This window comes from Cryobacterium arcticum (assembly GCF_001679725.1).
Lineage (GTDB): Bacteria > Actinomycetota > Actinomycetes > Actinomycetales > Microbacteriaceae > Cryobacterium > Cryobacterium arcticum_A.
Map to the genome: position 1 here is coordinate 1,954,455 of NZ_CP016282.1, position 26,202 is coordinate 1,980,656.

General features: G+C 68.2%; 25 protein-coding genes and 1 tRNA gene. 11 read left to right on the top strand and 15 right to left on the bottom strand.

Going from position 1 to position 26,202, the window contains the following annotated elements; all coding sequences use genetic code 11:
* Positions 1-19 precede the first annotated feature (19 nt).
* From PA27867_RS08725 to PA27867_RS08735, 3 genes are all read left to right on the top strand, one after another.
* Positions 20-361 (top strand): hypothetical protein, encoded by a 342-nt coding sequence (locus PA27867_RS08725; protein ID WP_066595351.1) that lies wholly within the window; start codon positions 20-22, stop codon positions 359-361.
* Positions 358-750 carry a RidA family protein gene (locus PA27867_RS08730; RefSeq protein ID WP_066595353.1) on the top strand — a complete coding sequence of 131 codons (393 nt, stop codon included), beginning with the start codon at positions 358-360 and terminating at the stop codon, positions 748-750. Before PA27867_RS08725 ends, PA27867_RS08730 begins: the two co-directional genes overlap by 4 nt.
* A gap of 553 nt (positions 751-1,303) precedes the next feature.
* A complete protein-coding gene (locus tag PA27867_RS08735) occupies positions 1,304-1,897 on the top strand; it encodes an HdeD family acid-resistance protein (protein WP_066595355.1) in 594 nt (197 codons plus the stop codon).
* Between the two features lie 38 nt (positions 1,898-1,935).
* Here the strand turns inward: PA27867_RS08735 and PA27867_RS08740 are convergent, their stop codons facing one another.
* The gene (locus PA27867_RS08740) at positions 1,936-2,694 is read right to left on the bottom strand and encodes an SDR family oxidoreductase (protein ID WP_066595356.1); all 759 of its coding nucleotides are present in this window, start codon (positions 2,692-2,694) and stop codon (positions 1,936-1,938) included.
* 91 nt (positions 2,695-2,785) lie between these two features.
* Here PA27867_RS08740 and PA27867_RS08745 point away from each other — a divergent pair, with 91 nt between their 5' ends.
* The 4 genes from PA27867_RS08745 (at position 2,786) to PA27867_RS08760 (ending at position 5,470) form a co-directional block, all read left to right on the top strand.
* The gene (locus tag PA27867_RS08745; protein ID WP_066595357.1) at positions 2,786-3,253 is read left to right on the top strand and encodes an NfeD family protein; all 468 of its coding nucleotides are present in this window, start codon (positions 2,786-2,788) and stop codon (positions 3,251-3,253) included.
* 21 nt (positions 3,254-3,274) lie between these two features.
* On the top strand, positions 3,275-4,246 hold the full coding sequence (locus PA27867_RS08750) for an SPFH domain-containing protein (RefSeq protein WP_420480699.1): 972 nt from the start codon (positions 3,275-3,277) through the stop codon (positions 4,244-4,246).
* Entirely contained in the window at positions 4,236-5,018 is a 783-nt protein-coding gene (locus PA27867_RS08755) for a glycerophosphodiester phosphodiesterase family protein (protein ID WP_066595360.1), read from the top strand. The genes PA27867_RS08750 and PA27867_RS08755 overlap by 11 nt, the downstream gene beginning before the upstream one ends.
* An 89-nt stretch (positions 5,019-5,107) precedes the next feature.
* Positions 5,108-5,470 carry an RNA polymerase-binding protein RbpA gene (locus PA27867_RS08760; protein ID WP_066595362.1) on the top strand — a complete coding sequence of 121 codons (363 nt, stop codon included), beginning with the start codon at positions 5,108-5,110 and terminating at the stop codon, positions 5,468-5,470.
* 57 nt (positions 5,471-5,527) lie between these two features.
* Here PA27867_RS08760 and lnt read toward each other — a convergent pair whose 3' ends face one another.
* The 10 genes from lnt to PA27867_RS08810 form a co-directional block, all read right to left on the bottom strand.
* Positions 5,528-7,111, bottom strand: coding sequence for an apolipoprotein N-acyltransferase (gene lnt / locus PA27867_RS08765; RefSeq protein WP_084020911.1), 1,584 nt, complete (start codon positions 7,109-7,111; stop codon positions 5,528-5,530).
* A gap of 9 nt (positions 7,112-7,120) precedes the next feature.
* Positions 7,121-9,571: a DEAD/DEAH box helicase gene (locus PA27867_RS08770; RefSeq protein WP_066595364.1), complete on the bottom strand. Its 2,451-nt coding sequence runs from the start codon at positions 9,569-9,571 to the stop codon at positions 7,121-7,123.
* An 8-nt stretch (positions 9,572-9,579) separates the two neighbouring features.
* Positions 9,580-10,332 carry a twin-arginine translocase subunit TatC gene (gene tatC / locus PA27867_RS08775; RefSeq protein ID WP_066599482.1) on the bottom strand — a complete coding sequence of 251 codons (753 nt, stop codon included), beginning with the start codon at positions 10,330-10,332 and terminating at the stop codon, positions 9,580-9,582.
* A gap of 46 nt (positions 10,333-10,378) precedes the next feature.
* Complete coding sequence (gene tatA / locus PA27867_RS08780) at positions 10,379-10,621, bottom strand: twin-arginine translocase TatA/TatE family subunit (RefSeq protein ID WP_066595366.1); 243 nt, start codon at positions 10,619-10,621, stop codon at positions 10,379-10,381.
* Entirely contained in the window at positions 10,615-10,959 is a 345-nt protein-coding gene (locus tag PA27867_RS08785; RefSeq protein ID WP_066595373.1) for a hypothetical protein, read from the bottom strand. The genes tatA and PA27867_RS08785 overlap by 7 nt, the downstream gene beginning before the upstream one ends.
* Entirely contained in the window at positions 10,956-11,990 is a 1,035-nt protein-coding gene (locus PA27867_RS08790; RefSeq protein WP_066595374.1) for a helix-turn-helix transcriptional regulator, read from the bottom strand. Before PA27867_RS08790 ends, PA27867_RS08785 begins: the two co-directional genes overlap by 4 nt.
* On the bottom strand, positions 11,987-13,021 hold the full coding sequence (locus PA27867_RS08795; RefSeq protein WP_066595375.1) for a helix-turn-helix transcriptional regulator: 1,035 nt from the start codon (positions 13,019-13,021) through the stop codon (positions 11,987-11,989). The genes PA27867_RS08790 and PA27867_RS08795 overlap by 4 nt, the downstream gene beginning before the upstream one ends.
* An 83-nt stretch (positions 13,022-13,104) precedes the next feature.
* Positions 13,105-14,070 carry an FKBP-type peptidyl-prolyl cis-trans isomerase gene (locus PA27867_RS08800; protein ID WP_066595376.1) on the bottom strand — a complete coding sequence of 322 codons (966 nt, stop codon included), beginning with the start codon at positions 14,068-14,070 and terminating at the stop codon, positions 13,105-13,107.
* Positions 14,071-14,170: 100 nt separating this feature from the next.
* Positions 14,171-15,172, bottom strand: coding sequence for a tRNA (adenine-N1)-methyltransferase (locus tag PA27867_RS08805; RefSeq protein ID WP_066595378.1), 1,002 nt, complete (start codon positions 15,170-15,172; stop codon positions 14,171-14,173).
* On the bottom strand, positions 15,169-15,897 hold the full coding sequence (locus PA27867_RS08810) for an HAD family hydrolase (protein ID WP_257784148.1): 729 nt from the start codon (positions 15,895-15,897) through the stop codon (positions 15,169-15,171). Before PA27867_RS08810 ends, PA27867_RS08805 begins: the two co-directional genes overlap by 4 nt.
* Before the next feature lie 82 nt (positions 15,898-15,979).
* Between PA27867_RS08810 and PA27867_RS08815 the strand changes: the two genes are divergently transcribed.
* Entirely contained in the window at positions 15,980-16,924 is a 945-nt protein-coding gene (locus tag PA27867_RS08815) for a proteasome assembly chaperone family protein (protein ID WP_066595382.1), read from the top strand.
* Between the two features lie 578 nt (positions 16,925-17,502).
* Here the strand turns inward: PA27867_RS08815 and mshC are convergent.
* The 3 genes from mshC to PA27867_RS08830 are packed head-to-tail and all read right to left on the bottom strand — an operon-like array spanning position 17,503 to position 21,029.
* Positions 17,503-18,786 carry a cysteine--1-D-myo-inosityl 2-amino-2-deoxy-alpha-D-glucopyranoside ligase gene (mshC, locus tag PA27867_RS08820; protein WP_066595384.1) on the bottom strand — a complete coding sequence of 428 codons (1,284 nt, stop codon included), beginning with the start codon at positions 18,784-18,786 and terminating at the stop codon, positions 17,503-17,505.
* Between the two features lie 13 nt (positions 18,787-18,799).
* Positions 18,800-19,654, bottom strand: coding sequence for an undecaprenyl-diphosphate phosphatase (locus tag PA27867_RS08825; RefSeq protein WP_066595390.1), 855 nt, complete (start codon positions 19,652-19,654; stop codon positions 18,800-18,802).
* 49 nt (positions 19,655-19,703) lie between these two features.
* Complete coding sequence (locus tag PA27867_RS08830) at positions 19,704-21,029, bottom strand: M20/M25/M40 family metallo-hydrolase (RefSeq protein WP_066595392.1); 1,326 nt, start codon at positions 21,027-21,029, stop codon at positions 19,704-19,706.
* A gap of 190 nt (positions 21,030-21,219) precedes the next feature.
* Here PA27867_RS08830 and PA27867_RS08835 point away from each other — a divergent pair.
* Positions 21,220-21,304, top strand: a tRNA-Leu gene (locus PA27867_RS08835).
* A gap of 136 nt (positions 21,305-21,440) precedes the next feature.
* Here the strand turns inward: PA27867_RS08835 and PA27867_RS08840 are convergent.
* Positions 21,441-22,496, bottom strand: coding sequence for a LacI family DNA-binding transcriptional regulator (locus tag PA27867_RS08840; RefSeq protein ID WP_084020913.1), 1,056 nt, complete (start codon positions 22,494-22,496; stop codon positions 21,441-21,443).
* 176 nt (positions 22,497-22,672) lie between these two features.
* Between PA27867_RS08840 and PA27867_RS08845 the strand changes: the two genes are divergently transcribed.
* The gene (locus PA27867_RS08845; RefSeq protein ID WP_066595393.1) at positions 22,673-24,778 is read left to right on the top strand and encodes a beta-galactosidase; all 2,106 of its coding nucleotides are present in this window, start codon (positions 22,673-22,675) and stop codon (positions 24,776-24,778) included.
* Positions 24,779-24,840: 62 nt separating this feature from the next.
* On the top strand, positions 24,841-26,193 hold the full coding sequence (locus PA27867_RS08850; RefSeq protein ID WP_236900887.1) for an ABC transporter substrate-binding protein: 1,353 nt from the start codon (positions 24,841-24,843) through the stop codon (positions 26,191-26,193).
* Positions 26,194-26,202: the final 9 nt, after the last annotated feature.

Here is a 26,202-nt window from a genome sequence, read left to right on the forward strand (position 1 = left end):
GGAGGCGTACGCTGGCGGCATGGTCCAGAACGAGAAATCCTCGGCCAGGGCGCACCGGCTCGGCCCTCGCCAACTCTTCGACTGGGTGGAGGACCGGCTCCGGCCCGCGTTCGACTCCCCGCCGGTGGGCACCTATGACGCGGCTGAGACGACCGGGTTGTCCAGCTGTCCGGTCTGCGGCCGACCGATGACCGAACACACCATCGAACACTCCGCCCACGACACCGTGCTGAACTGCCCGGTCCCGCACCCCGGGGCCTGGGACCGCGACGCCTTCGAACCGGTCAACGAGTTCGGCATGGTCATCCGCGAGCGCCCGGACGAGGAGCGGACATCCGGGGCCGGGGGAGAATCGCCGTGACCGCCGAGCCCCGACCGGTCGACCCGGCCGGGATGCCGACCAGCCCAGCGTTCGCGCAGGGCATGATCGCTCCTGCCGGGCCGATGCTGTTCGTCGGCGGGCAGAATGGCATCGACGGCTCCGGTGCCCTGCTGGACGGTATGGGACCGCAGAGTGAACAGGCCCTCCGTAACGTGCTGACCGTGCTCGACGCGGCCGGCTCCGGGCCGGAGTACGTCGTCAAGCTCACGATCTACCTCGCCGCCGGCGTGGACCCGACAGCCGCCTACGCCGCCACGCGCACGGTCTGGGGCGACCGGCGCACGGCCGTCACGGTGCTGTCCATGACACCGGCACGGCCGGGAGCCCTCGTGGAGATCGACGCTGTGGCGACGGTTCCCGAGCGCTGACGCCTCGCGGTCACCCCACTACGCCCACCCGCCGCTCGAGGAGGGGCCAGAATCGTCTTGTTGACATAATGTGCATTATCGGTCATATCTATCGGGCGAGAGAAGTGGGGTTCTGGGCCGGCTGGTTGAGATGGTGATTCTCACGTTTCGGTCCGGGCCCAACGTTCCCGGCAGGGACTGTGGGGCGAATCGCCGGCATCAGCGCGAAGCTGTCCAGGCGGATGCGGGTGCGCCGGGTTCGTGCCGAGACGATGTGTCGCGAAGTGTTCGTCAGATTCGGTTCTCTGGCCGCATTCACTGGTCATGAGAAGGACCGTATTTATTATCGTGCAGAAAATAAAGGCTGTGTCCGACGTCGGGTGTGTCCGCGCCGCGGTGGCCCCGGGGCCGCCTCGAGCCCTGTGCGGTTACCGACTGCCGCGCTGACCGGGGATAGCCGGTCCGCCGTCTTCGGATTAGGTTGACGGCAACCGCCCAACACTCCCCTGTCTGAGTCTGAACTCGACCCCAGAACTCGACTCCAGAACCGCCCGCTCATCTCCGAAGGAGCCTCATGTCCAACAGCACCGGAACCGGCACAGCGGTCTTCGCCCTCGCCATCGATCCCAGGCACCTGAGCGCCCGGGAGATCACCGGCATCCGGGTGGCCTTCGCCGCCAGCGCGGTGCTCGCCATCGCCATCGGCACCGTCCTGCTCGTCTGGACCGAGGCGACCCTGACCGTGATCGCCGTTCTCTTCGGGCTCTACTTCGTGATCAGCGGGGTCGTGCGCATCGTGCGCGGTGTGGCAGCCACCGGGGCCGGCACCGGAGGGCGGGTGCTCAACATCGTGTTCGGCGTGCTGGTGCTGATCCTGGGTATCCTGGCGCTCCGCAACCCGGAGGGCTCCCTGGCAGTGCTCGGCCTGCTGGTGGGCATCGTCTGGATCGTGGAAGGCGTCGCCGCCCTCGTCGAGTTCACCACGGACACCAGCCGGTGGCCGGGGATCGTCCTTGGCCTCGTCGGCATCCTCGCCGGGATCATCGTGCTGTTCGCCCCGGTCGAGACCATCGGCGTGCTGGTGACCATCGGCGGGGTCATGCTCATCCTCTCCGGGCTCATCCAGTTGGTGCGCGCCTTCACCTTCGGTCGAGGCGCGTTGGCCTGAGTAGGGCCCCGCAGCGCGGGGCCCTCAGCTCGAGCCGCTCAGCTGGTGAAGTCGGAGGTGTCCCCCACGTACCGCGTGTTGCCGGCCGGAACCGGCTCGACGGCGGCCGACACGATCTCCGCGGCGAATTCGCTCACGTTGTAGAGCTTCCCGGCGGATTCCTGGCGGGCGCTGATCGCGCCGGGGTTGGCGCGCTCGAGCAGGACGGCCGTGATGGTGCCCTGGATCATGTCGCCGGACACTACGACGAAACCGATGCCGGCCTCGGCGAGTTCGGGGATGACGGCCCGGAGGGCGTCCTCGCCGGCTCGCTTGCTGCGGGCGACCGGCTCGTACACGTCCACGTTGGCCGCGGTGTCGACGAAGTGCGCCTGGTGGCTGGTGATGAAGACCACGCGGGAGCCGTCGCTGAGCAGCGGCACGGCGGCGTTGAGAAGGTTGACCTGGGCGTCCCGGTTCAGCTGCATGGCGTAGTCCTCGGCCATGCCGCTCTCCATACCGCCGGAGGCGTTCATCACGAGGATGTCGAGTCCGCCGTATTCGGCACGAATGGTGTCGAACATCGCCGACACCGACTCGGCGTCGGTGAGGTCGGCGCCCACGGTGATGGCCGTTCCGCCGGCCTCACGGATAGCAGCGGCGAGCTTGTTGGCCCGCGCTTCCTTGTTGCGGTAGTTGATGACGACCTTGGCGCCCGCCTCGGCGAAGTAGGCGACGGTGTCGGCACCGATCCCGCGGGACGAACCCGTGACGAGGACGCGCTTTCCCGACAGGCTACCGGGCTGGAGGGGATTCATCGATGGTGTGCTCACGGGGATAAAGACTATCAACATGCCTCACACCCGCAGGTGCTAGCGTCGTAGATACCGACGCGCGAGGGGTGGCGACATGGTGGATTTGACCGATTACCTGTGGATTGTCTGGCTGACGTTCATTCTGGTCTGCGTCATCATCGAGCTCCTCACCCTCGACTTCACCTTCCTCATGATCGGCGTCGGAAGCGTCGCCGGACTGGGCGCCAACCTGCTCGGCTGGGACTGGTGGGTGCAGATCCTCTTCGCCGCCGCCGTATCGGTGCTGCTGCTGTTGCTCATCCGCCCGGTCCTGCTCCGCGCGATCGCGAGGGACAGCCCCGCCGTACCGCCGAGCAACGTGGCCGCTCTGATCGGCATGGGCGGGCGCGTCGCTGCCACCGTCGGCGACCTCGGCGGACTGGTCAAGCTGGACAACGGCGAGACCTGGACCGCGCACCTCTCCCCCGGGCACCCACCACTCACACTCGACCCCGGCGAACGTGTCCGGGTGTCGGCCATCGAAGGCTCCACAGCGCTCGTCGAACCCCTCGAAAGGATCTAACCCGTGCCCAGCCCAGACCAGATCATCGTCCAGATATTCGTTCTTCTGCTCATCGTCGTCGTCCTGGTGTTCGTGGTCGTGATCCTGGTCCGCACCATCCGGATCATCCCGCAGGCCAGCGCCGGTGTGGTGGAACGCCTGGGCAAGTACCACAAGACCCTGATGCCGGGGCTGAACATCCTGGTGCCCTTCATCGACCGGGTCCGACCGCTCATCGATATGCGCGAACAGGTGGTGTCCTTTCCGCCGCAGCCCGTGATCACCGAGGACAACCTCGTCGTGTCCATCGACACGGTGGTCTACTTCCAGGTGACGGATGCCCGCGCCGCGACCTATGAGATCGCCAACTACCTGGGCGCTGTCGAGCAGCTCACCACCACCACGCTCCGCAACGTGGTCGGTGGCCTGAACCTCGAAGAGGCCCTCACCAGCCGGGACAATATCAACGGCCAGCTGCGGATCGTGCTCGACGAGGCGACCGGCAAGTGGGGCATCCGCGTAGGGCGGGTCGAGCTCAAGGCCATCGATCCGCCCATCTCCATCCAGGACTCGATGGAGAAGCAGATGCGCGCCGAACGAGACCGCCGAGCGCTGATCCTCACCGCCGAGGGCACCAAGCAGTCCGCGATCCTCACCGCCGAGGGTGCCCGGCAGGCCTCGATCCTGCAGGCCGAGGGGCAGGCCAAGGCCGCCGTGCTTCGCGCCCAGGGTGAGGCCGAGGCCATCACCACGGTGTTCAAGGCGATCCACGACGGTGATCCCGACCCGAAGCTTCTCGCCTACCAGTACCTGCAGACCCTGCCCAAGCTGGCCGAAGGCACCTCCAACAAGCTCTGGATCGTGCCCAGCGAACTGACCGAGGCGATGAAGGGCATCGGGCGGGCGTTCGGCCCGAACCCCGTGGCGGGGTCGCACCCCGGCGCCCCGACATCCGCTGCGCCGGGTGACGGCCAGTCGGCCGGCCAGGCGCCGGTGGCCGGACGTGAGAGCTGACCGCGGGTCCTTCCTCGGGCCGCCCGGCCCGCGCATCCTCGCGCACCGCGGGCTGAGCACCGACGCCCCGGAGAACACCCTCCTGGCCTTCCTCCAGGCGTTGAGCCACGGGGCCACGCATCTCGAGGCCGATGTGCATGCCAGCAAGGACGGCGTGGCGGTGATCAGCCACGACCCCACCCTCGCGCTGGACGGCACGGCGGTGAACACCCTGACCATGGCCGAACTCGGCCGGATCGACCTGGGCCAGGGGCAGGCCTACTGTTCCCTCGCCGACGCTTTGGCCGCCTTCCCCGAGGCGCGCTTCAATATCGACATCAAATCGGCCGATGCCGTGCTCCCGACGGTCCGGGCCATCCGCACGGCTGCGGCGGCCGGGCGCGTGCTGCTCACCTCGTTTTCCGAAACCCGGCGACGTCGGGCGCTCAGGGCCGTTCCCGGCGCGGCGACCTCGGCGTCGGCCCCCGGTGTCGCCGCGGTGGTTGCCGTGCTCGCCGTGCGTCAGCACTGGGTGCTGCCTTGGTTGTTGCGGGGCGTGAATGCCATCCAGGTACCGGAGCGCGCCGGCCGGCTGCGCATCGTCACCCCGCGCCTCATCCAGAGAATGCATGCAATCGGCGTGGAGGTGCACGTGTGGACGGTGAACGACCCGGGCCGGATGGCTGTGCTGCTCCGAATGGGCGTCGACGGCCTGGTCACCGACCGGTGCGACCTGGCCGCGCAGGTCGTGGATTCGCACGGCCCCTTCCCTCGGCCGCGGGCCGGTTTCTGAGAGATCACCGCCAAGAGCGCTATAACGGAAAGATAACGTCCAGCTTGATGGTTTACAACTAGGAATGCATCGCGAGAGGAGACCACACGATGGCAGATCGTAGTTTGCGTGGCATGAGGTTGGGTTCACAGAGCCTGCAGAGCGAAGAGGGCGTGACCTTTTCACCACGAGTGAGTCACACGTATTTGTGTGCAACGTGCGGACGCGAGACGGTGATGATTTTCTCCGCCGAGGCCGAAGCGCCCGACGAATGGGAGTGCCGTTTCTGCTCCCAGACCGCCACCCGGCTGGTCGATTCGAAGCCCGTCATCGTCGACCACTCCGACGAGAAGATCGCCCGCACCCACTGGGACATGCTCCTGGAGCGTCGGACCCGCGCGGAGCTCGAAGAGCTCCTCGAGGAACGACTGACGGTGCTCCGTCAGCGTCGGGGCCAGAAGGTCGGCGCGTAGCCCAACGCGCGGGCCGTACGGTCCGCGCACATTTCCACATCAGCCCTGCGGCGCCGGTTAACCCCGGCGCCGTTTGCGTACCCGCGCGCGGTCGGGCATCGCACGTTCGCCCTCGGGCGCCGACGCCCACCGGCCAGCGATCAGGCAGAACAGCAGCCCCGCCAGGCCCAGCCCGGAGACGAACCACTCGATCGGCCGGCCCGCCGACATCGCCGGGGTGTTGGTGGTGCTCAGCGGAACCGTCTGCACCATGGCACCGGGTTCCCAGGTCGGCAGGCTGGCGAGGGTCTTGCCGTCGGGAGTCATGATCGCGCTCGTGCCCACGGTCGAGATGTTCACGACGGTCCGGCCGGCCTCGATGGCGCGGAGCCTGGCGATCGCGAGCTGTTGCACGGACTCGTCGGTGCGGCCGAAGTCGGCGTTGTTGGTCTGGGCGAGGATGACCTCGGCCTTGTTGTCGATCATCTCGTGCACGAGCTGATCGTCGGCGATGTCGAAGCAGATGGCGATGCCGGCCAGGATGCCGTCGACGTCGAAAACGTTGTCCCGCGTGCCGATCTCGTAGTCACGCGAGACGAGGTCGATCAGGTCGGGCGCGAACGGCCGCCAGAAGGCCCGGTCCGGCATGTATTCGGCGAACGGGACCGGGTGCACCTTGTCGTACATGTCCACGGCGCCTTCCCCCGCCTTCCAGAGCAGCGAGGTGTTGTAGTATTTGCCGTCGCGGAGGGTGATGGTTCCGGCGATGAGCGGCGCGTCCATTGCCCGGCTGATGTAATCGGCCACCCGGGCCGAATCGGTCGAGCGCAGCGGGTCCACGTCGATGCCGTTCTCCGGCCACACGACGAAGTCCACCGGCTCGCCGACGAGGGGCAACGTGGCGGACACGTGGTCGGAGAGGATCTGGCCCGGCGCGTTCTGGGCGAACAGTCCGGCATCCGACGCTCCCTGCACGGCGGCGATCCGGGCGGTGCCGCTCTGCAGCGTGGGCCAGGCCGGGAAGACGAGCAGCAGGGCGACGGCGGCCACCGCGATGGCGGCACGGCCATCGACACGCAGGGCAGGCTCCCGGCAGAGCTGCACAACCAGGGCGCTGAGCCAGACCATCACGAAAGACAGCCCGGACATGCCCACCCAGGCGACGAGGACGTTGAACGGGCTCTCCGATTGGGACATGGCCACACGGCCCCAGGAGAAGCCTCCGTACGGCCAGACCGCGGAGATTGCCTCCCTGGCGGTCCACAGGCCGGCCACGATGACCGGGATGACGCCGATCCGGCCCGCGAGGCTCGGCCAGACTCGGGGGCCGACGGTGAGGACCACGGCGGTGAGAGCGAGTCCGACGGCGAAGAAGATCGACTCGAGTCCGGCCAGGGCCAGCCACGGAACCGGTCCGAGGTAGAGGGTGAGCCAGCTGATGTGGATGAGCCAGAACGACAGCCCGGCCACCAGTCCCACCAGGAGACCGGTCCACGGACCGCGGCCGATCAGGGCCAGCAGCATCAGGGCCACCCCCACGGGTGCCAGGATCCACCACGACCGGTCGGGGAAGCCGGCGTCGAGAATCGCCCCGGCCCCGGCGGCGAGCAGGATGGCCGCCCAGAGCGGCAGGCCGGCGGCGCGGGGAATGTCCGTCTTCACCTCAACAGCCTAGGCGACCGACGAATACGCGACGATTCCACGGCGGATGGAGTCCATCGCCACGCGCGCGGTACGGCCGACCTGTCCGTCAGCGACGACGGACAGCTGGTCGAGGAGGTCGATGGTCTGCTTGGTCCAGCGCACGAAGTCCCCCGCGGCCATCTCGGCTTCCTCCAGCACCAGGCCGAGAGAGTCTCCCCTGGCCCACTTCCACATGGCCAGGCTCAGGCCGGCGGCCAGCGGGTTGCTGCCGGGGAGCTTGTGGTCACGTTCGAGGTCGTCCAGCTGGCTCCACAGGATCTGCGTCGCGTCCAGGGCAGGCCGGAACGGCCCCTTGGGCAGGAAACGTTCGTCTGTCATGCCCTCTTCGCGGCGCGGTTCGAAGACCAGGGCACAGGCCATCGCGGCCAGGCTGGGCGCGTCCAGGGAATTCCACAGGCCGCGGCGCAGGGATTCGGCCACGAGCAGGTCGCGGTCCGCGTAGATCCGGCGCAGGATACGGCCGCTCTCGCTGAGAGTCACCGCACGGCCCTCCCCCGGCACCAGGTAGCCGAAGCCGAGCAGCACGTCGGTGACGCGGTCGAAGATGCGGGCGACGGCACCGGTACGAGCGGTGATCTGACTTGTCAGAGCCTCGGTCTCCCGCGTGAGCTTCCACCAGCGCTGGGCCCACCGGGCGTGCGCCTCCCGGTCGGGACAGCTGTGGCACGGGTGCGCACGCATCCGGGTGCGGAGGGCCGCCAGCTCTTTCTGGCGCCGGTCCCGACCGCGAGCGTGGGAATCGGCGGCGGCATTCTCCCGCTCCAGGTCGGACAACCGCCGGCGGATGCCCGTGTACTCGGCGAAGTCGCCGAGGTGGCAGGTCATCGACGCTGCGTAGCCGTCGAGAGAGCTCTGCTGGGCGCGAACCCGTCGGGCCAGATCGACGACGGCGCGGTCGGCCTGGAACTGGGCGAAGGAGGACTCGAGAACCTCGCGGGTGTGTTCCCGGCCGAACTGGTCGATCAGGTTGACGGCCATGTTGTAGGTGGGTTTGAAGCTGGAGTTCAGCGGGTAGGTGCGCCGTGAGGCCAACGACGCGACGGCCTGCGGGTCGAGTCCCTGCTGCCACTGGATGACCGCGTGGCCCTCCACGTCGATGCCGCGACGCCCGGCGCGGCCGGTGAGCTGGGTGTATTCGCCGGGGGTGATGGGCACACGGGCCTCCCCGTTGAACTTCTCCAACTTGTCCAGGACCACGGTGCGGGCCGGCATGTTGATGCCAAGGGCCAGAGTTTCGGTGGCGAAGACCGCCTTGACCAGCTTCTTCTGGAAGAGTTCTTCGACGACCTCCTTGAACGCGGGCAGCATGCCCGCGTGGTGCGCGGCGACGCCGCGTTCAAGCCCGTCCAACCACTCCCAATAGCCGAGCACCGCGAGATCCTCGTCCAGCAGGGTACGGCAGCGTTCGTCCACGAGCTGCCGGATCTCGTCACGCTCGGCCGTGTCGGTGAGCCGGACCCCGGCCCGCAGGACCTGGCGCACCGCCTGATCGCAGCCCACCCGGGAGAAGATGAAGAAGATCGCCGGCAGGAGGTGCTTGCCCTCGAGCAGTCGCACGATCTCGGCACGGTCCATCCGGCCGGACTCGGCCGCGGCGCGCTGGTGGTGGAACCGGTCCCGGCTCGAGCCGCGCCCACGCCCGCGGCCGCCGGAGCGGTCGAGAACCGGCCGGCCGCCGGACTGGGCCAGGCGCACGAGCTCGGGGTTCACCCGGTGGGTGGCGGCCAGGCCGGAGGAGTCGAACAGGTCGAGCATCTTGCTCTTGACCAGCACATGCTGGTCGAGGGGTACCGGACGTTCCTCGGAGACGATCACGTCGGTGTCACCCCGCACGGCCTGCAGCCAGTCGCCGAATTCCTCGGCGTTGGACACCGTCGCGCTCAGCGACACCATCCGTACGCTCTGCGGCAAGTGGATGATGACCTCTTCCCAGACCGCACCGCGAAAACGGTCGGCGAGATAGTGCACCTCGTCCATGATCACGAAGGCCAGATTGCTGAGCAGGTCGGAATCCGCGTACAGCATGTTGCGGAGCACCTCTGTGGTCATCACCACGATGCGGGCACCGGCGTTCACATTGGTGTCCCCGGTGAGCAGACCCACCTGGTCTGCGCCGTACTCGGCGACGAGTTCCTGGAACTTCTGGTTGCTCAGCGCCTTCATCGGGGCGGTGTAGAAGACCTTGGCGGTCGGCTGCTGCATGGCCAGGAAGATCGCGAATTCGGCTACGACGGTCTTGCCGGCCCCGGTGGGAGCGGCCACGAGCACGCTGTTTCCGGCTTCGAGCGATGCTCCGGCGGCGAGTTGGAACGAGTCCAGGTCGAACCTCAGGCCCCGCCGGAAGGCTTCCAGTTTGGGCGTCTGGGCGCGGAGGCGGGCTGCGGTGTACCGGTCGGCCGGTGACTGTAGGTCTGTCATGTGGTGCGCTAGCGCGCCAACTCCCGTTCGAGGGCCAGGGCGCGCCGGTCGGCACGCCGGTCGTGCAGGACGGCGATGCCGTATGCCGAGAAATACAGCACGATCATCGGAACCGCGAGCATGAACATCGAGATGACGTCGGCCGCCGGGGTCGCGATGGCGGTGAAGAGGATGATCACGAGCACCGCGACCCGCCAGGACTTGATGATCGACTGCGCACTGATCACCCCGGCGAAGTTCAGCAACACCACGAAGACCGGCAGGACGAACGCGATCCCGATCGCGACCATGAGCTTGAGCGTGAAGTCCAGGTAGTTCTGGGCGTTGATGAACGCGGCATCCTCCGGGGGCGCGAAGCTCGTCATGAGCCCGACGATCTGGGGCAAGACATACCAGCCGGCCGCACAGCCGGCGATGAACAGGGGCACGGCCGTGAGCACGAAACCGTAGACGTACTTCTTCTCACCCCGGGTCAGACCCGGCATCAGGAACGCGAAGATCTGGTAGAGCCAGATCGGGCTCGAGACGACGAGACCGACGTAGAAGGCGATTTTCAACCGCAGGTCGAACGCCGACGTGATGTCGGGGTAGTTGATCTGCGCGTTGCGGTTCTGGGCCTCGATGATGGCGTAGATCGGCTGGCGCAGGGCATCCCAGACGCCCTCGGAGAGCATCCACCCGATGACACCACCGATGACGATGCCCGCGGCGGCCCGGAACAGGCGCTTGCGAAGCTCGAGCAGGTGCTGCCCGAGCGACATCGTGCCGCCGCGCTTCGCACGCTTCGTGGTGCGTACGGCCACCGGACTACGGCTTCGTCTGGTCGCCCGGGCCGACGGGCCGTGTCGTGCCGTCCACGGACTCGGGACGTGCCGGAGCGGCGGCCGGGTCGGCGGGCTCGTCGACGGTGTCGCTCTTGATCTCGTTCTTGAAGATCTTCATCGACTGGCCCAGGCTGCGTGCCAGGCCGGGGAGTTTGGGCGCACCGAACAACAGCAGGATGACGACGAGGATGATCAGGAAGTGCCATCCGGTCAGATTGCTCAACATGGGGGTCGATCCTCTGGCTTGTAGGGAGTGTGTTGCAGTAGTTTACCCCGGCTGACTGAGAGATCCCGCCGCTGGGCGCGGCGGAGGACCCGCTCGATCCTGGCCTGTTCGCGGGCCAGACTGAGTTCTCTGCGGTCCTGGAACACGGCCGGATGGAAAGCCGCCCGCGGCGGCATCGTATCCAGGTCGAGTGCGGCCACCTGATCGCCGAGGTCCTCGAGAGCGCCGAGGGTTCCCATGAGCTTGCGGAACAGGCGCACGGCGAACCAGGCGAGCATGCCGAGCAGGGCGAGCGCCAGAACGGTCCAGATGAGGATCCACGCCCACACCGGGATCACGCGTGGCTCCCGTCCGTCACCGGGACCTCCGACGAGGACTCGGCCTCATAGCGGGCCACGCCGGCGGCGGCCCAGTCGGCCACGGTCTGCCGGGCGGCCCCAGGGTCGACCACCCGGACGACGCCGGCCAGGCCCGCGGCCAGGCGTTTGAGGCCGTGGTAATGCGACACCCGAAGCTGCACCGTGCTGAGGGCGTCCGCCGCCGCCGCGCCGGTGGGTCCGGCGCCGGTGGGCACGGGGCCGTAGTCCGCCAGCAGGCCGACCGCGGAGGCGGGCAGCTCGATCGTGACGGTGAGGTCGTCCGCGGATCCCTGGAAGAGCGCGTCGGGCAGCAGCACGGACTCGTCGTGCGGCAAGGCGGGCACGTCGGTGGAGCGCAGCCGGCTCATCCGGTCCAGCCGGAAAGTGCGCATCGCCTCCCTGAGGTGGCACCAGCCGCGCAGGTACCAGTCGTTGTCGACGGATTCGATCCGCAGCGGGTCGACGCAGCGGTGCTCGGCGGTGCCGCGGGCATTGAGGTAGTCGAACTCCACCTGGGTGCCCGCGCGCACGGCGGCCTGGATGACGGAGATGGCCACATCCGAGTCGGTGCGGGAGACCGCGAGTTGGCTGGGAGCGCCGGTCGAGGACCGGGTGAGCTTGGCCATCAGCGTGGCTATGGCGTCGCGGTCGCCGTTCTCGGGCAGGGCGGAGAGATACTGCAGCCCGGCGATGAGCGCAGCGGCTTCGCGGGCCGAGAAGCGGGGTGAGTCGTCGATCGCGACGAGGTGGGTGAGAACGATGTTGTCGTTGTTCTCGAACTCGTCCCACTGGATGTCGAAGAGGTCGCCGTGCAGGTACTGCCGGGTCTCCCCCGGTACTCCGGACATGGCGATGAGGTTGACCGCGTCGCGCACCCGCTGGGGCGAGACACCGAAATGCTCGGCCACGGCGCCGACGCTCACCCGGTCGTGGTCCATCAGGAACGGGACGAGGGAGAGCAGGAAGGTGAGCTTGTCGGTGGCGCCGAAGGCGGCGGGCTTGGCTGTCATCGGTCCATATCCTCTTCGGCCTGCGGTGCCGGCGTGTGAGCGTCCCGCACGTGCCGCAGCCGCGACACCACGGCGTCGCGCAGGGCGGACGGGTTGAGCACGAGAACCTCGGGGCCGTAGCCGGCCAGCTCGTCGGCCAGGATGTTCAGGTCGGTGTAGTGCAGCTCGACATCGCCCGCTGCCGGTCCGGGGGTGCCGCGTTTGCTCAACCGCACGGCCGCATCCGATCCCGGTTCGACCGTGATCAGGGCAACCTGGGCGCGCCACAGGGTGTCAAGCTCGGCGAGGGCCCGCTGGCCCTGGTCGTCTGCCGCCGGAGGGCCCGCGATGGTGCCGGGAACCGTGACGACGGGTCCCACGATCCGGGACAGCAGGAAGGTGCGAGTCGCCCCCGCATCCTGGTCGGCACCGTACAGGTGCCATCGGCCTTCGTGCAGCACCACGGCCAGCGGCGCGATGACCCGACGGCGCGGAGCGCTCTCACCGGGCTTGAGGTACTGGAAGGCCACGACCTGACCGCGGTCCATGGCCTTGCTGAGCGGCTCGAACGACGCCTCCCTGGCGCGCAGGGAAGGGGCATAGCCGATGACGGGATCGGTGGAATCGATCCCCAGGGAGTTGAGCTTGGTCAGCGCGCGGCGGGATTCGGCCGAGAGCGACCCTTCGCGCCAGACCGTGGCGGCGAGCTTGAGCAGCATGATCTCGTCGGGTGAGAAGGAGATGTCGGCGGGCAGGTCGTAGAGGCCCTTGGGGATGCGGTAGCGCAGGTGGTGGTTGCTGCCCGGGTCGTCCGGCGATTCGATGGTCTCGAGCGGGATGCCCAGTTCGCGGATGTCGTCCTTGTCGCGCTCGAACTGGCGCTCCAGGCTCGCATTGTCGCCGCCGACCTGGAACCGTTGCCGGTATCCCTGCACGGTCGAGAGGATTTCGGCCTTGGTCAGGCCGATCTGGGTGGCGATGAGCGCAAGGACCAGACTGAAGAGGCGTTCCTCGACAGTGACGGGATGCTGCTTTTCTGGGGTGGGCGACACGTACGCGATTCTATCGGTGGTGCGCGTTACGGCCTGCCCCGCTCGACGTGTCGAGCGGGGCAGGCCGGTTCCGGACAGCGAGATCAGTCGACGCCGAGGATGTCCACGACGAAGACCAGCGTGGAGCCGGCCGGGATGGACCCGGAGGCCTGGTCGCCGTAGCCCTGGTCGGGCGGGATCACGGCGATGATCTGGGACCCGACGGTCTGGCCGATGAGGGCCTTGGCGAATCCGGGAATCACGCCGCCTTCGGTGGTGGAGCCGTCTGCGGCGACGAACGCGGCCGGGGAACCCTTCGCCCAGCTGGAGTCGAAGACCTCCTTGGTGTCCCACAGCACGCCGGTGTAGTTGACCGTGACGGTGGAACCGTCGGTGACCTCTTCGCCGTCGCCCTTCTTGAGTACGGCGACCTTGAGGTCGGTGGGCGGTTCGGCCGACGGGATGGTGATTCCGGGGGTGCCGTCCTCGGCCAGGACCACGGCGGGGAGTCCGGCGACCGGCAGCTGGTCGGCGCCGTCGGCGCGGGTGAGGTATCCCTTGACCACGTCGAGGACGAACACGAGCGAGTCGTCGGGGCCGACGCCGATGTCGGCGTTACCGCCGTTGGGACCGAAGGTGTCTGCCGCGGACGCGACCACGGCGATGCGGGAGCCGACCTCGGCGCAGAGCAGCCCGTCCGTGAGACCCGGGAGGGTCTGGTCGTTGAGGACGAAGCTGGCCATGCTGGTGCCGTCGTAGCTGCTCTGTTCGATGGCCTCGCCCGTGGTGGCGTTGAAGACGCTCAGGTCCACCTGCACCTTCTGCCCCTTGACCAGCGGTGCGCCGTCGCCCTCGATGATCTCGCTGCGCTGGGTGGTGTCGGTCTTGAGCGGGGTGGGGAAGTCGACCGTGGGCGCTGAGCCGAAGTCGCCCGTCACCGAGACCAGCTTGGACGCGTCACCCGACGACACCGGCGCCGTGCAGTCGGCCGAGGCGGACCCGGGGCTGCAGGCGGTCAGGGTCGCGAGCACCAGGCCGGCGGTTGCGATGAGTGCGGGAACTTTACGCACGGGTCCTCATTTCGATACAGGCGGCAGCGCAATGCTGACGAATGACTTGCGGGAAAGTTCTGGCGGAAACCGCTGGTGCGGGCGGCGGGCCGAACCTATCCTAACCGGCGTCGAGGTCCCGAGCCTTGGAGAGCGCTGCGCCGTTCTCGGCTGTGCGGTTGCGCTTGCGCATGACCTTGGCGCTGACGGACCGTTCGCCCAGGGCGCCGGGGGTCCACAGCTCGACATCGGCGTCGCTGAAGTCGGTCTTCGACGGGCGGCGCTTGAGCTCGGGCAGGATCGTGTCCGGCGCGAGCCGGCGGGCGGTGATGAGGAAGCCGGTGTGGCCGATCATCCGGTGGTCCGGGCGCACGGCGAGGCCCTCGACGTGCCAGCCGCGCACCATCGTCTCGTGCGAGTCCGGGTTGGTGTAATTGCCGGTGGCGCGGATGGCCTCGGCCACGCGGGACAGCTGGGTCACCGTGGCGACGTAGCAGAGCAGCACTCCCCCGGGCTTGAGGGCGTCGGAGACGACGTCGATGCACTCCCACGGCGCGAGCATGTCCAGGACCACGCGGTCGACGGACTGCGCAGGCATGGTCTCCGGCAGGGTGTCGCTCAGGTCGCCCAGGGTGATGGACCAGTTCTGCGGGTCGTGGCCGAGGAAGGTCGCGACGTTGGCGCGGGCCACGTCGGAGAACTCCTCGCGACGTTCGAAGGAGGCCAGCGTGCCGGCCGGGCCGATGGCCCGCAGCAGCCACAGCGACAGCGCGCCCGAGCCGACTCCGGCTTCGACCACGGTCGCCCCGGGGAAGATGTCCGCCTGCGCCAGGATCTGCGCGGCGTCCTTGGGGTAGATGATGGCCGCGCCGCGCGGCATGCTCATCACGAAGTCGATCAGCAGCGGGCGCAGCGCCAGGTGTTCGACGCCGACGTTGTTGGTCACCACGGAGGCGTCGGGTCGGCCGATGATGTCGTTGTGCTCGAGGATGCCCCGGTGGGTGTGGAAGGTCTTGCCCGGTTCGAGCGTGATGGTGTTCAGCTTGCCCTTTGGACCGGTCAGCTGCACTCTGTCGCCGGCGCGGAACGGTCCGCTGTTCTGGATGACCTGGTTGTCGCTCATGCGGGTGTCGCGTCCTCGATGTAGGTGGTGCCGGAAAGAAGTGTGGAGCGCCGTGACCGGTACAGAGCCGTGACCGAGGTCACGGAGCTTCCCGCCAGGGTCTCCCAGAGTGTGTAGTGCTCGCTGTGCTCGAGCGGGACCATGTGGGGCACGCCGATGACGACGGCGCCGGAGGCGACGGCGGACGCGACGCCGGGAATCGAGTCTTCGATGGCGACGCAGTGGGCCGCGTCAACTCCCAGGACGGCCGCCGCGGTGAGGTACGCCTCTGGGTGCGGCTTGCTCTGCTGCACCATGTCGCCCGACACGATGGTGGTGAACGCGTCAAAGCCGACGATCCCGGCGATCTGGCGCGCCATCCGCTGTTCGGACATCGTCACCAGGGCCATCGGCACGCCCGCACCGTGCAGGTCGGAGAGCAGCTCATGCGCGCCGGGGCGCCACGGGATGCCGGCCGAGGCCAGCTGCTCCTGCACCCGGGTGGTGAGCACATCGACGATGGCCTCTGCGCTCAGGTTCACGCCGCGGTTCTGCAGGATCGCCGCCGAGCCGAGCAGTCCGGAGCCGACGAGCAGCATCGCGTCGCTGTGGGTCCAGACCCCGCCGAACGACTCCACGAGTTCGTGTTCGGCCCGCATCCAGTACGGTTCGGTGTCGACCAGGGTGCCGTCCATATCCCAGAGCACGGCTGCGGGTGGGGCTGAGTGTGTAGCGTTCGATGTCACGGGGTTCAAGTTTAGGGGGCACGGCCTATCCTTGAAGAAGGTCGCCCGGTCGCGGCGGCCGGAATACACGAGGTTTCACAGAGTGACAGACGGCAATGGGTTCCTCAGCGGGCGACTCCTGGTAGTCGCCTTCGAAGGTTGGAACGATGCGGGCGAAGCCGCAACGGGCGCCGTGCGCACGCTGAAAGAGCTCCTCGACGTCGAAGAGGTCACGAGCATCGACCCCGAGATCTACTTCGACTACCAGTTCAACCGCCCCACCATCTCGACCGACGAGGACGGCCGCCGGGTCATCGAATGGCCCAGTGCCGTCATGTACGGTCCGGCCGTGCCGGGCAGCAGCGGCGTTCCGCTGGCCGAAGACGCCCAGCTGCGGGTGAGCGGCACCAACGCGGGCAACATCTACCTGTTGATCGGCACCGAGCCCTCGCGCAGTTGGAAGGGCTTCGCGGCCGAGATCCTGGATTCGGTGCTCGCCGCCGATGTCAGCGGCATCGTGTTCCTCGGCGCCATGCTGGCGGATGTGCCGCACACCCGGCCGATCTCGATCTTCGTGTCCAGCGACAGCCCCGAGGTGCGCGCCGAACTGCAGGTGGAGCGCAGCAGCTACGAGGGGCCGGTGGGCATCCTCAGCGTTCTCGCGGCCGCGGCGGAGACGGTCGGCATCCCGAGCCTGTCCATCTGGGCGTCCGTGCCGCACTACGTGCACAACGCCCCGTCGCCCAAGGCCATGCTGGCGCTCATCGACAAGCTCGAGGAGATCATCGATGTGGTCATTCCGCGCGGCGACCTGGTCACGGACGCCTCGGAGTGGGAGACCGGCATCGACGCCCTCGCCGCGGAGGACGAGGAGATGGCCGCGTACATCGGCCAGCTCGAGCAGGCCAGGGACACCGTCGACTCGCCGGAGGCGAGCGGCGAGGCCATCGCCCAGGAGTTCGAGAAGTACCTGCGCAAGCGCGGCGACGGTCGGGACGGCCGCGCCGACGGGCGCCAGGGGCCCGGCCCGGAGCCTCGCCAGCCCTAGCCGGTCTCGCCGGCGGATGGGCGTGTGTCGTGCCCGCCTCGGTGGTCGAGCTTGTCGAGACCCGGTGACGTTCTCGCGGTCGTGACCGGCGTGCTCGCGACGGCCCGTGGGGTCTCGACAAGCTCGACCAGCGTGTGGCCTGCGTCGGCCAGCAGGCTCGCGTCGGGTAGTCGGCTCGCGTCCGGCAGTCGGGTTCCGGCGGATGCGTGTGTGTCGTGCCCGCCTCGGTGGTCGAGCTTGTCGAGACCCGGTGACGTTCTCGCGGTCGTGACCGGCGTGCTCGCGACGGCTCGTGGGGTCTCGCGGGGTCTCGACAAGCTCGACCAGCGTGTGGCCTGCGTCGGCCAGCAGGCTCGCGTCGGGTAGTCGGCTCGCGTCCGGCAGTCGGGTTCCGGCGGATGCGTGTGTGTCGTGCCCGCCTCGGTGGTCGAGCTTGTCGAGACCCGGTGACGTGCTCGTGGTCGTGACGGCGTGCACGCGACGGCTCGTGGGGTCTCGACAAGCTCGACCAGCGTGCGGCCTGCGTCGTGTGGGTCGGCTCGCTGATCTCGACAGGCTCGCTCAGCGTGTCGGCCGGGTCAGAGCTTGACGCCGAGGAGGGCGTCGATCGCGGCGCCCACCAGGGCGGGGTCGTCGACGCCGGCCTCGATGGCCGCGTCGACGGCCTCCAGCGCGCCCCGGGTGTCGAGGTCGTTCACCAGGGCGGCACGCATCCGGTCGACGACGTCGACGGCACTCTCCGACGCCGATTCAGCGGCCACGGCTGCGGGCACCGCGATCGGCCCGAACGCGAGCGTCCAGGCGGCCAAGCGCGCCTCGGCGGCTACCAGCTGGTCGGCGGTCCACTCCCAGTCGGTGCGGTAGTGCTGGGCCAGCAGGGCCAGCCGGATCGCACGCGGGTCGCTTCCGCCCGCGCGGAGCTTGGAGACCAGCACGAGGTTGCCCAGCGACTTGCTCATCTTCTCGCCCTGGTAGGCGACCATGCCGGTGTGGCTGTACACCTGGGCCAGCGGGTGGCCGCTCAGCGCCGCGGCGTGCCCGGCGCTCATGTCGTGGTGCGGGAAGATCAGGTCGCTGCCGCCTCCCTGGACGGTGAAGTCGGTCCCGAGCTCGGCCAGGGCGATGACCGAACACTCGATGTGCCAGCCCGGCCGCCCGGCCCCGACGGGTGAGTCCCAGGCCGGTTCACCGGCGCGCGCTGCGCGCCAGAGCAGGGGGTCGAGCTGATCGCGCTTGCCGGCCCGGTCGGGGTCCCCGCCACGCTGGGCGAACAAGTTGAGCATGCTCGCCCGGTCGAGGTTGCTCTCATCACCGAGCGTCCAGGGGGCCTGCCGTTCGGCGGCACGGATGTCGAAGTACAGGTCGGCTCCGGGCCCGTCCGGCGTGGGCAGCGCATCGGGTGTCGGCACCCGGTAGGCCAGCGCGGATTCACGGAGCGAGTGGACGGCGGCGGAGATGTCGTCGATGACGTCGGTGACGGCCACGAAGTCGTCGGGCGGAATGATGCCCAGGGCTTCCATGTCGGCGCGGAACAGGTTGGTCTGCTCGGCGGCGAGCTCGCGCCAGTCCACGCCGGTCGCGGTGGCGCGTTCCAACAGCGGGTCGTCCACATCGGTCACGTTCTGGGCGTAGTGCACCCGGTACCCGCCGTCCCGCCAGACCCGCTGCAGGGTGTCGAAGGCCAAGTAGGTGGCCGCGTGGCCCAGGTGCGTGGCGTCGTACGGTGTGATGCCGCAGACGTAGAGCCGGGCCACGTCGCTGGGCCGGGCTTCCACTATCGAGTCCGACGCTGTGTCGTGCAGACGCGGGGCGTCGGAGTGCCCCGGGATCGTGGGGACGACGGGGTGTGACCAGGCGCGCATATGACCAGCCTAACTAGGCGGTGATGGTGTTCGTGCCGAGCAGGATCATCACGACGATGCCCAGCGCGATGCGGTAGACCACGAACGGCAGGAAGCTGCGCTTGGAGATGTAGTTCATGAAGAAACCGATGACGAACAGGGCCACCACGAAGGCCACAACGGTGGCGACGAGGGTTTCCCACGGGCCGAACAGCTCGGGCGTGCAGGTGGCCGCCGCGGTGACGCAGGGCTCCTTGATCGACTTGTAGACCTGGTAGAAGCCGCTGCCGAGCACCGCGGGGATCGCGAGCAGGAAGGCGTAGCGGGCCGCGGCGGCGCGCTCGTAGCCGAGGAACAGGCCGGCGGTGATGGTGCCGCCCGAACGGGAGACGCCCGGGATCAGGGCCAGCGCCTGGGCGAAGCCGAAGATGATGCCGTGGCCCACGGTGAGGTCGCCGAGGCGGCGGCGCTTGGCGCCGACGTAGTCGGCGACGCCGAGCAGGACACCGAAGGCGATGAGCATGATCGCGGTGACCCAGAGGTTGCGCAGGCTCGTCTCGATCTGGTCCTGGAACAGCAGGCCGAGCACGACGATGGGCAGGGTGCCGAGGATGATCAGCCAGCCCATCCGGGCATCCGCATCGCTCCTGGGGACCTTGCCGACCAGCGACTTGGCCCACTGGCCGATGATGCGCACGATGTCGCGCCAGAAGAAGATCACCACGGCCGCCTCTGTGCCGATCTGGGTGATGGCCGTGAAGCGTGCCCCGGGGTCCTCGCCGGTGCCGAGGAACTGGCCCACGATGCTGATGTGCGCGCTGGAGGAGACCGGCAGGAATTCGGTCAGCCCCTGGACCAAGCCGAGGATGACAGCGTTGATGAAGTCCACGTATTACTCTTTCGCTCGTGCTGATGCTGGCCGGTAGCGCGGCAGTGGGCTAGTACGTCGACAGCAGATCGGTCAAAACCGTTCTGCCAAACACTAATGCGTCCAGCGGCACGCGCTCATCAACGCCGTGGAACATCGCCGGAAAATCCAAATCCGCCGGGAGCTTGAGCGGCGCGAAGCCGTATCCTTTGATGCCCAACATGCTCAGGGCCTTGTTGTCCGTCCCCGCCGGCAGCAGATACGGCAGCACGGGGGCGCCGGGGTCGTGGGTGCCGAGCGTCTGCACGATCTTGTCGATGAGCGGGCCGGAGAAGTCGGTCTCGAGGCCCACGTCGCGGTGGATGGTGACGATCTCGATGTCGGGCCCGACGAGGTCCGCGAGTTCGGCCAGAACCGCGTCCTCCTCCCCCGGCAGGGCGCGGATGTCGATGAGCGCCTCCGCGCGGTCGGGGATCACATTGTGCTTGTAACCGGCCTGAAGAACCGTGGGATTGGTCGTGGTGCGCAGGCTCGCCTGGATGAAACCGGAGGCGGTCCCGGTGGCCAGGGCGAGTTGGTCCGGCCCGGTGGTTTGCGGGTCGACGCCGAGGATGCGGGCGATCTCGCCGAGCAGCTGCCGGGTCGTGTCGGTCAACCGGATCGGCCAGTCCCGGCGGCCCACCTTCGCCACGGCTTCGGCCAGACGCGTGATGGCGTTGTCGTGGATGAGGCGAGATCCGTGCGCCGCCGGACCATGCGCGATCAGCTTGATCCAGATGAGAGCTTTCTCACCCGTCTGCAGCAGGTAGGCGCGTTGGCCGCCGAGGGTGATGGAATACCCGCCGACCTCGCTGATGGCTTCGGTCGCTCCCGCGAAGAGCTCCGGGCGGGTGTCCACGAGGTGGTGCGAGCCCAGCACCCCGCCGGCCTCCTCATCGGCGAAGAACGCGATGACGAGGTCGCGCTCCGGCGCACCACCGTCAGCGAGCACATCCTGCAGTGAGGCCAGGATCATCGCGTCCATGTTCTTCATGTCCACGGCGCCACGACCCCAAAGCATGCCGTCCCTGATCTCGCCGCCGAACGGGTCCACCGACCAGTTCGCCGGGTCGGCGGGTACCACGTCGAGGTGGCCGTGCACCACGAGGGCGCTCTTGGACCGGTCCCGCCCGGGCACGCGGGCGACAACGCTCGTGCGACCGGGGTCCGAGTCGATCAGCTCAGGGGTCAGGCCCAGGTCCCGCAGCTTCTCGGCCACGTATTCCGCCGCATCCGTTTCACCGTTCGACCGGCCCTCGCCGTAATTCGTGGTGTCGAACCGGATCAGGTCGCGGGCGATCTCGGCGGTCAGGTCGAGCGATTCGGCCGACCCGGGCGTGCTGGCGGATGCTGTCATGCAGTTCACGCTACCGGGCCGGGGGCCGCCCTCGCCCAGGTTGGCCGTGCGACCAGGTTGCCGCCACGCGGTGTGACTCTCATTCCGTGCTCGTCGGAGGGGCAGTGGAGCGCTGTGGTGTCCGGAAGCGGTTTGGATCCGTGCTAAGTTATTCCCCGGCAGCAAAACATAACTGCGGCCAAAACATCCAGTCCGGGTGGCGGAAATGGCAGACGCGCTAGCTTGAGGTGCTAGTGCCCGTATAGGGCGTGGGGGTTCAAGTCCCCCCTCGGACACGGAGATTGTTGCTCGCGCAACGATCAACGAGAACTGGTTGAGACAGTTCACGGGCCGGATCTCAGGATCCGGCCCTGTCTCGTTTAACGAGCGATTCTGCCGCCTCGATTTTGCCGCCTCGATTCGACCGTGTTGTTACCGGCCGCCCGGTGGCACCGGCCCCGAGGAGCGCCGCGCGACAAGCAGCGGCGGCGGCACAGCCGCGGGTGACACGGCGGTGCGCTCGATCCGCGCCAACAACTGGAACACGGCGGCCCGGCCCTGGCCCTCGAAATCGTTCCGCAGGGTGGTGAGCGGCGGGTCGAAGTACGCGGCCTCGGGGATGTCGTCCACGCCCACGATGCTGACGTCTTCCGGAATGCGGAGGCCGCGCTCCTTGAGGGCGAGCATCGCGCCCAGGGCCATCTGGTCGTTCGCGACGACATAGGCCGTCGCCTCCGGCAGATCGGCGAGATCCATGATCGCCCGGTACCCGGATGCCGCCGACCAGTCGCCGTGCAGGATGCCGGCCGAGTGCAGTCCCTGGTCCTCGACCGCGCCCTCATACGCGTGGATGCGGTTACGCGCGGCCGACCAGACGCTCGGACCGGCCACGTGCACCAGACGGCGATGGCCGAGCCCGGCGAGGTGCGCGACGAGGGCGGGAATTCCGACCCTCGAGAGCACGCCGCGCGGATCGTCCATGGCGCCCTCGGATTCGCTGGCGACGTAAGCGGGGACGCGGAACGCCGTTGCCTCGAAGGCCTTCGTCATCTCATCGGTGACCGCGAGCGCAAGGACCCCGGCCAGGTCGTGCTGGGTGATGAGCGCGAGCGCCTCATCCACGGCGCTCGGATTGCGGGTGTCCAGCGACACGATGTCCAGGACGTACCCCGCCTCGCGGGCCGCAATGCTGGCGCCCTCGACGATCCGGCTCGGGCCGACCTGGGAGATCTCGTGGGTCAGCGCGCCGATGCGGTGCGAGCGGCCCGACTTGAGGCTGCGAGCGGTGAGGTTGGGCCGGTAGCCGAGTTCGTCGAGCGCCTGCACCACCCGGTTCCTGGTCTCGGGGCGAATCCCTTCGAAGCCCTTGAGGAACCGGCTCACGGTCTGGTGGGACACGCCAGCGGCCTGGGCGACGTCGTAAATGGTCGCGGCTTTCACCGCTGGCGTGGCACGGATGCCGCCGAGCGGATCTGCGCTGGCACCCATGTCGCCCTCTCCTCGGCTCTCGTCGGGCACGGCTGCCCGCGCCGGCCATTGTGATCATTCTGTAGACAAATCGCACTTGACAACACGATGTTATCGACAACATCCTAGTTCCAGCCAAATGTGGTCGAAAACATAAGCAAACCTCAGCTGAAGCCCCACAACGAAGTGAGCCTCATATGAATCCAGCGTTGCCCGTGCACTCCCCCAGCGGTTTCCTCTTCGGAGTCGCGTACTACCCGGAATACCACCTCACCGACCGGGTCGACACCGACCTCGACCTGATGCAGCAGGCCGGGATCAACGTCATCCGCGTCGGCGAATCGGTGTGGTCGACCTGGGAGCCCCGGGACGGCGAATTCGACCTTGAGTGGCTCGCCCCGGTTCTCGACGGCGCCCACCGGCGCGGCATCAGGGTCATCCTCGGCACGCCGACATACGCGGTCCCGCCCTGGTTGCAGATCTCCCACCCCGAGATCGCGGCGGAACGGCGCACGGGTGAGCGCATCCCCTGGGGTGCCCGCCAGGAGGTCGACTTCAGCCACCCCGATTTCCGCCGCTACGCCGAGCGGGTGATCCGTGCGGTCGTCGGCCGCTACGCCGGCCATCCTGCCGTCGTCGGTTTCCAGGTGGACAACGAACCAGGGCTCGAGCTCTTCCACAATGACCACGTCTTCGCCGAGTTCGTGCGGCGGTTGCGCGAGCGGCACGGCACCGTGCAGAACCTCAACCGGGAGTGGGGCCTCACCTACTGGTCGCACCGCCTGGACGACTGGTCGCAGCTGTGGCGGCCGGACGGCAACTCGTTCCCGCAGTACGACCTCGCCTGGCGTCGCTTCCAGAGCGACCTGACGACCGAATTCATCGCCTGGCAGGCGGGCATCGTGCGCGAGTACAGCCACCCCGGCCAGTTCGTGACCACCTGCCTGCAGTACGGCCGCCCCGCCCTCGACGACGAAAGGGTGAACCGGGACCTCGACATCGTGGCGGGCAATCCCTACTACGGCATGCAGGACCGCCTGGACGCATCCCTGGACCTGCCACAGCTGACCTCCTGGACGACGACCGGGGTCCCCGCGCTGTTCCGGCAGGCCGACCGCATGTACTCCTCGAAACAGGGCCGCTACCTGGTGACCGAGACGAACGCCCAGTCGATCGGGCACTCGGAGACCAACTTCCCGCCCTACCCCGGACAGCTCAAGCAGGCGGCCTACACGTTCATCTCCCGGGGAGCGGCCATGATCGAGTACTGGCACTGGCACACGCTGCCCTACGGCATCGAGACCTATTGGGGCGGGGTACTGCCGCACAGCCTCGTGCCCGGACGGGTCTACGCGGAGGTGGCCGAGATCGGCGGGGAACTCACCTCGATCGGCACCGCGCTGGACGGGTACGAGCCGGATGCCGACGTTGCGATCCTCTGGTCGAACCCGAGCCGCTACGCGCTGCAATTCAGCCCGCCGCTGCAGGTTGACGGCCGTATGGACCCGGAGTCGTACGAGAAGATCGTCGACGCGTTCCACCGGGGCTCGATCGAGGCCGGCCGCCAGACCCGCCTGCTGCACCTGTCCCAGGCGGCCGCCCTCGGCGCGACAGCCCTCGCCGCGCGGTTTCCGGTGCTCATCGCCGCGGGGGTGTATGTCACGACGGATGGCGACCTCCAGCTGTTGCGTGACTACGTCGCCGCCGGCGGGCATCTGATCCTCGGCCCGCGCACCGGGTACGCGGACGATGAGGCGCGCGCCCGGGTGGAGGTCGCCCCGCCGCGGCTCGCGGACCTGGCCGGAACCCGCTACGAGGAGTACTCCAACCTCGAGTCTGACGTCGCGGTCGTCCAGGCATCCGGCACGCTGACCCTGGGCGCCGACGCCACGGCGAGGCTGTGGATCGACGGCCTCATCGCGGACGGCTCCGAGGTCCTCGCCCGGTACGACCACCCGCGGTTCCGCGACTTCCCGGCCGTCACGAGCCGCGCGGTGGGCGGGGGCCGGGTGACCGTCGTCGGGTGTGTGCCCGCGCCGGGCCTTGCCGCCGGCATCGTCCGCTGGGCCGTGCCCCGGGGCCACGCGCAGGAGCTCGCGGGTGACACCGCGCTGCCCGTGACCGTTTCCTCCGGGGCACTCCCGGACGGTCGGCGGGCCTGGTTCGTCTTCAACTGGGGATGGGAACCGCAGGCGATCGCGCTCGCGACCACCGTCGCCGACACCGTCACCGGGGAACTGCTGGCGACGGGCACAGATGTCTCACTGGCCGCCTGGTCGACGCGGACCTTCCTCAGCCGGTGAGCACAACCGGATCGTCTGATCCTTTCCAACCAGAGTCCTTCCCAACCACAGAAAGAGTGATCATGAACAAGAAGGCACGGAGAACAGCAGTGGCGCTGGTGACCGGCGCCGTGTCGATCGGGATGCTCCTGACCGGGTGCACGCCCAGTTCCAGCGACAACGCCTCCCCGGAGACGGTCAGCCAGGACGACATCGACAAGGCGATGACCACGCCCACGAAGCTCACGTTCTGGACGTGGGTGCCCGACATCGAGAACGAGGTGAAGCTCTTCGAAGAGAAGTACCCCGACATCGACGTCACGGTCGAGAACGTCGGCCAGGGTCTCCCGCACTACCAGAAGCTGCGCAGCGCCATCGAGGCCGGCGAAGGCGCACCGGATGTCGCACAGATCGAATACCAGTACATCCCGTCGTTCGTGCTGAACGATTCGCTGCTGGACCTGACTGCCTATGGAGCCGACGACCTCTCCGGGGACTACGTCGACTGGGCGTGGAACCAGGTGTCACCGGACACCGAGGTCTGGGCGATCCCGCAGGACGTCGGACCGATGGGCAACCTCTACCGCAACGACATCCTGAGCCAGGCCGGAATCACCGACCCTCCCGCGACCTGGGACGACTACGCGGCCGCCGCCAAGACCGTCAAGGACTCGACCGGCAGCTACATCTCGAACCTCGGCGCCACCCAGGCGGGCCAGATGATCGGCTTCCTCTGGCAGGCCGGCGTCAAACCGTTCGGGTACGACGGCAAGGAGACCGTGACCATCGACGTGAACAGCGACGAGGCCAAGAAGGTGGCGGACTACTGGACGAACCTGATCCAGCAGGACCTGATCTCCACCGACGTCGACTTCCAGGACCAGTGGTACCAGGGCCTGGCCAGCGGAAAGTATGCGGGCTGGCTGACCGCCGCGTGGGGTCCGATCTTCCTGCAGGGCACGGCCGAGGGCACGTCGGGCGCCTGGCGCGCGGCTCCGCTGCCGCAGTGGAATGAGGGCGACAACGTCTCGGGCAACTGGGGAGGTTCGTCCGACGCGGTGCTCGCATCCAGCAAGAACAAGATCGCCGCGTACGAACTCGCCAAGTTCATCAACAACGACGAGGCCTCGGCCATGAAGCTCGCGACCGAACAGTTCCTGTTCCCGCCGCAGGTATCGGTGCTGGAGAACCCGGCGTTCGTGGACCAGGAGTCGGAGTTCTACGGCGGCCAGAAGGTGAACCAGCTGTTCGCCGAGATCTCGCAGACCGTCGACACGGACTTCCAGTGGCTGCCCTACATGGACTACGTGTACTCCACCTACGAGGAGACCATGGGCACCGTGATCGCCGCCAAGGGTGACATCGCCGCGGCGCTGGACACCTGGCAGGACCAGCTGGTGACCTACGCGACGGACCAGGGCTTCACCGTGAAGTGACCCATCGGG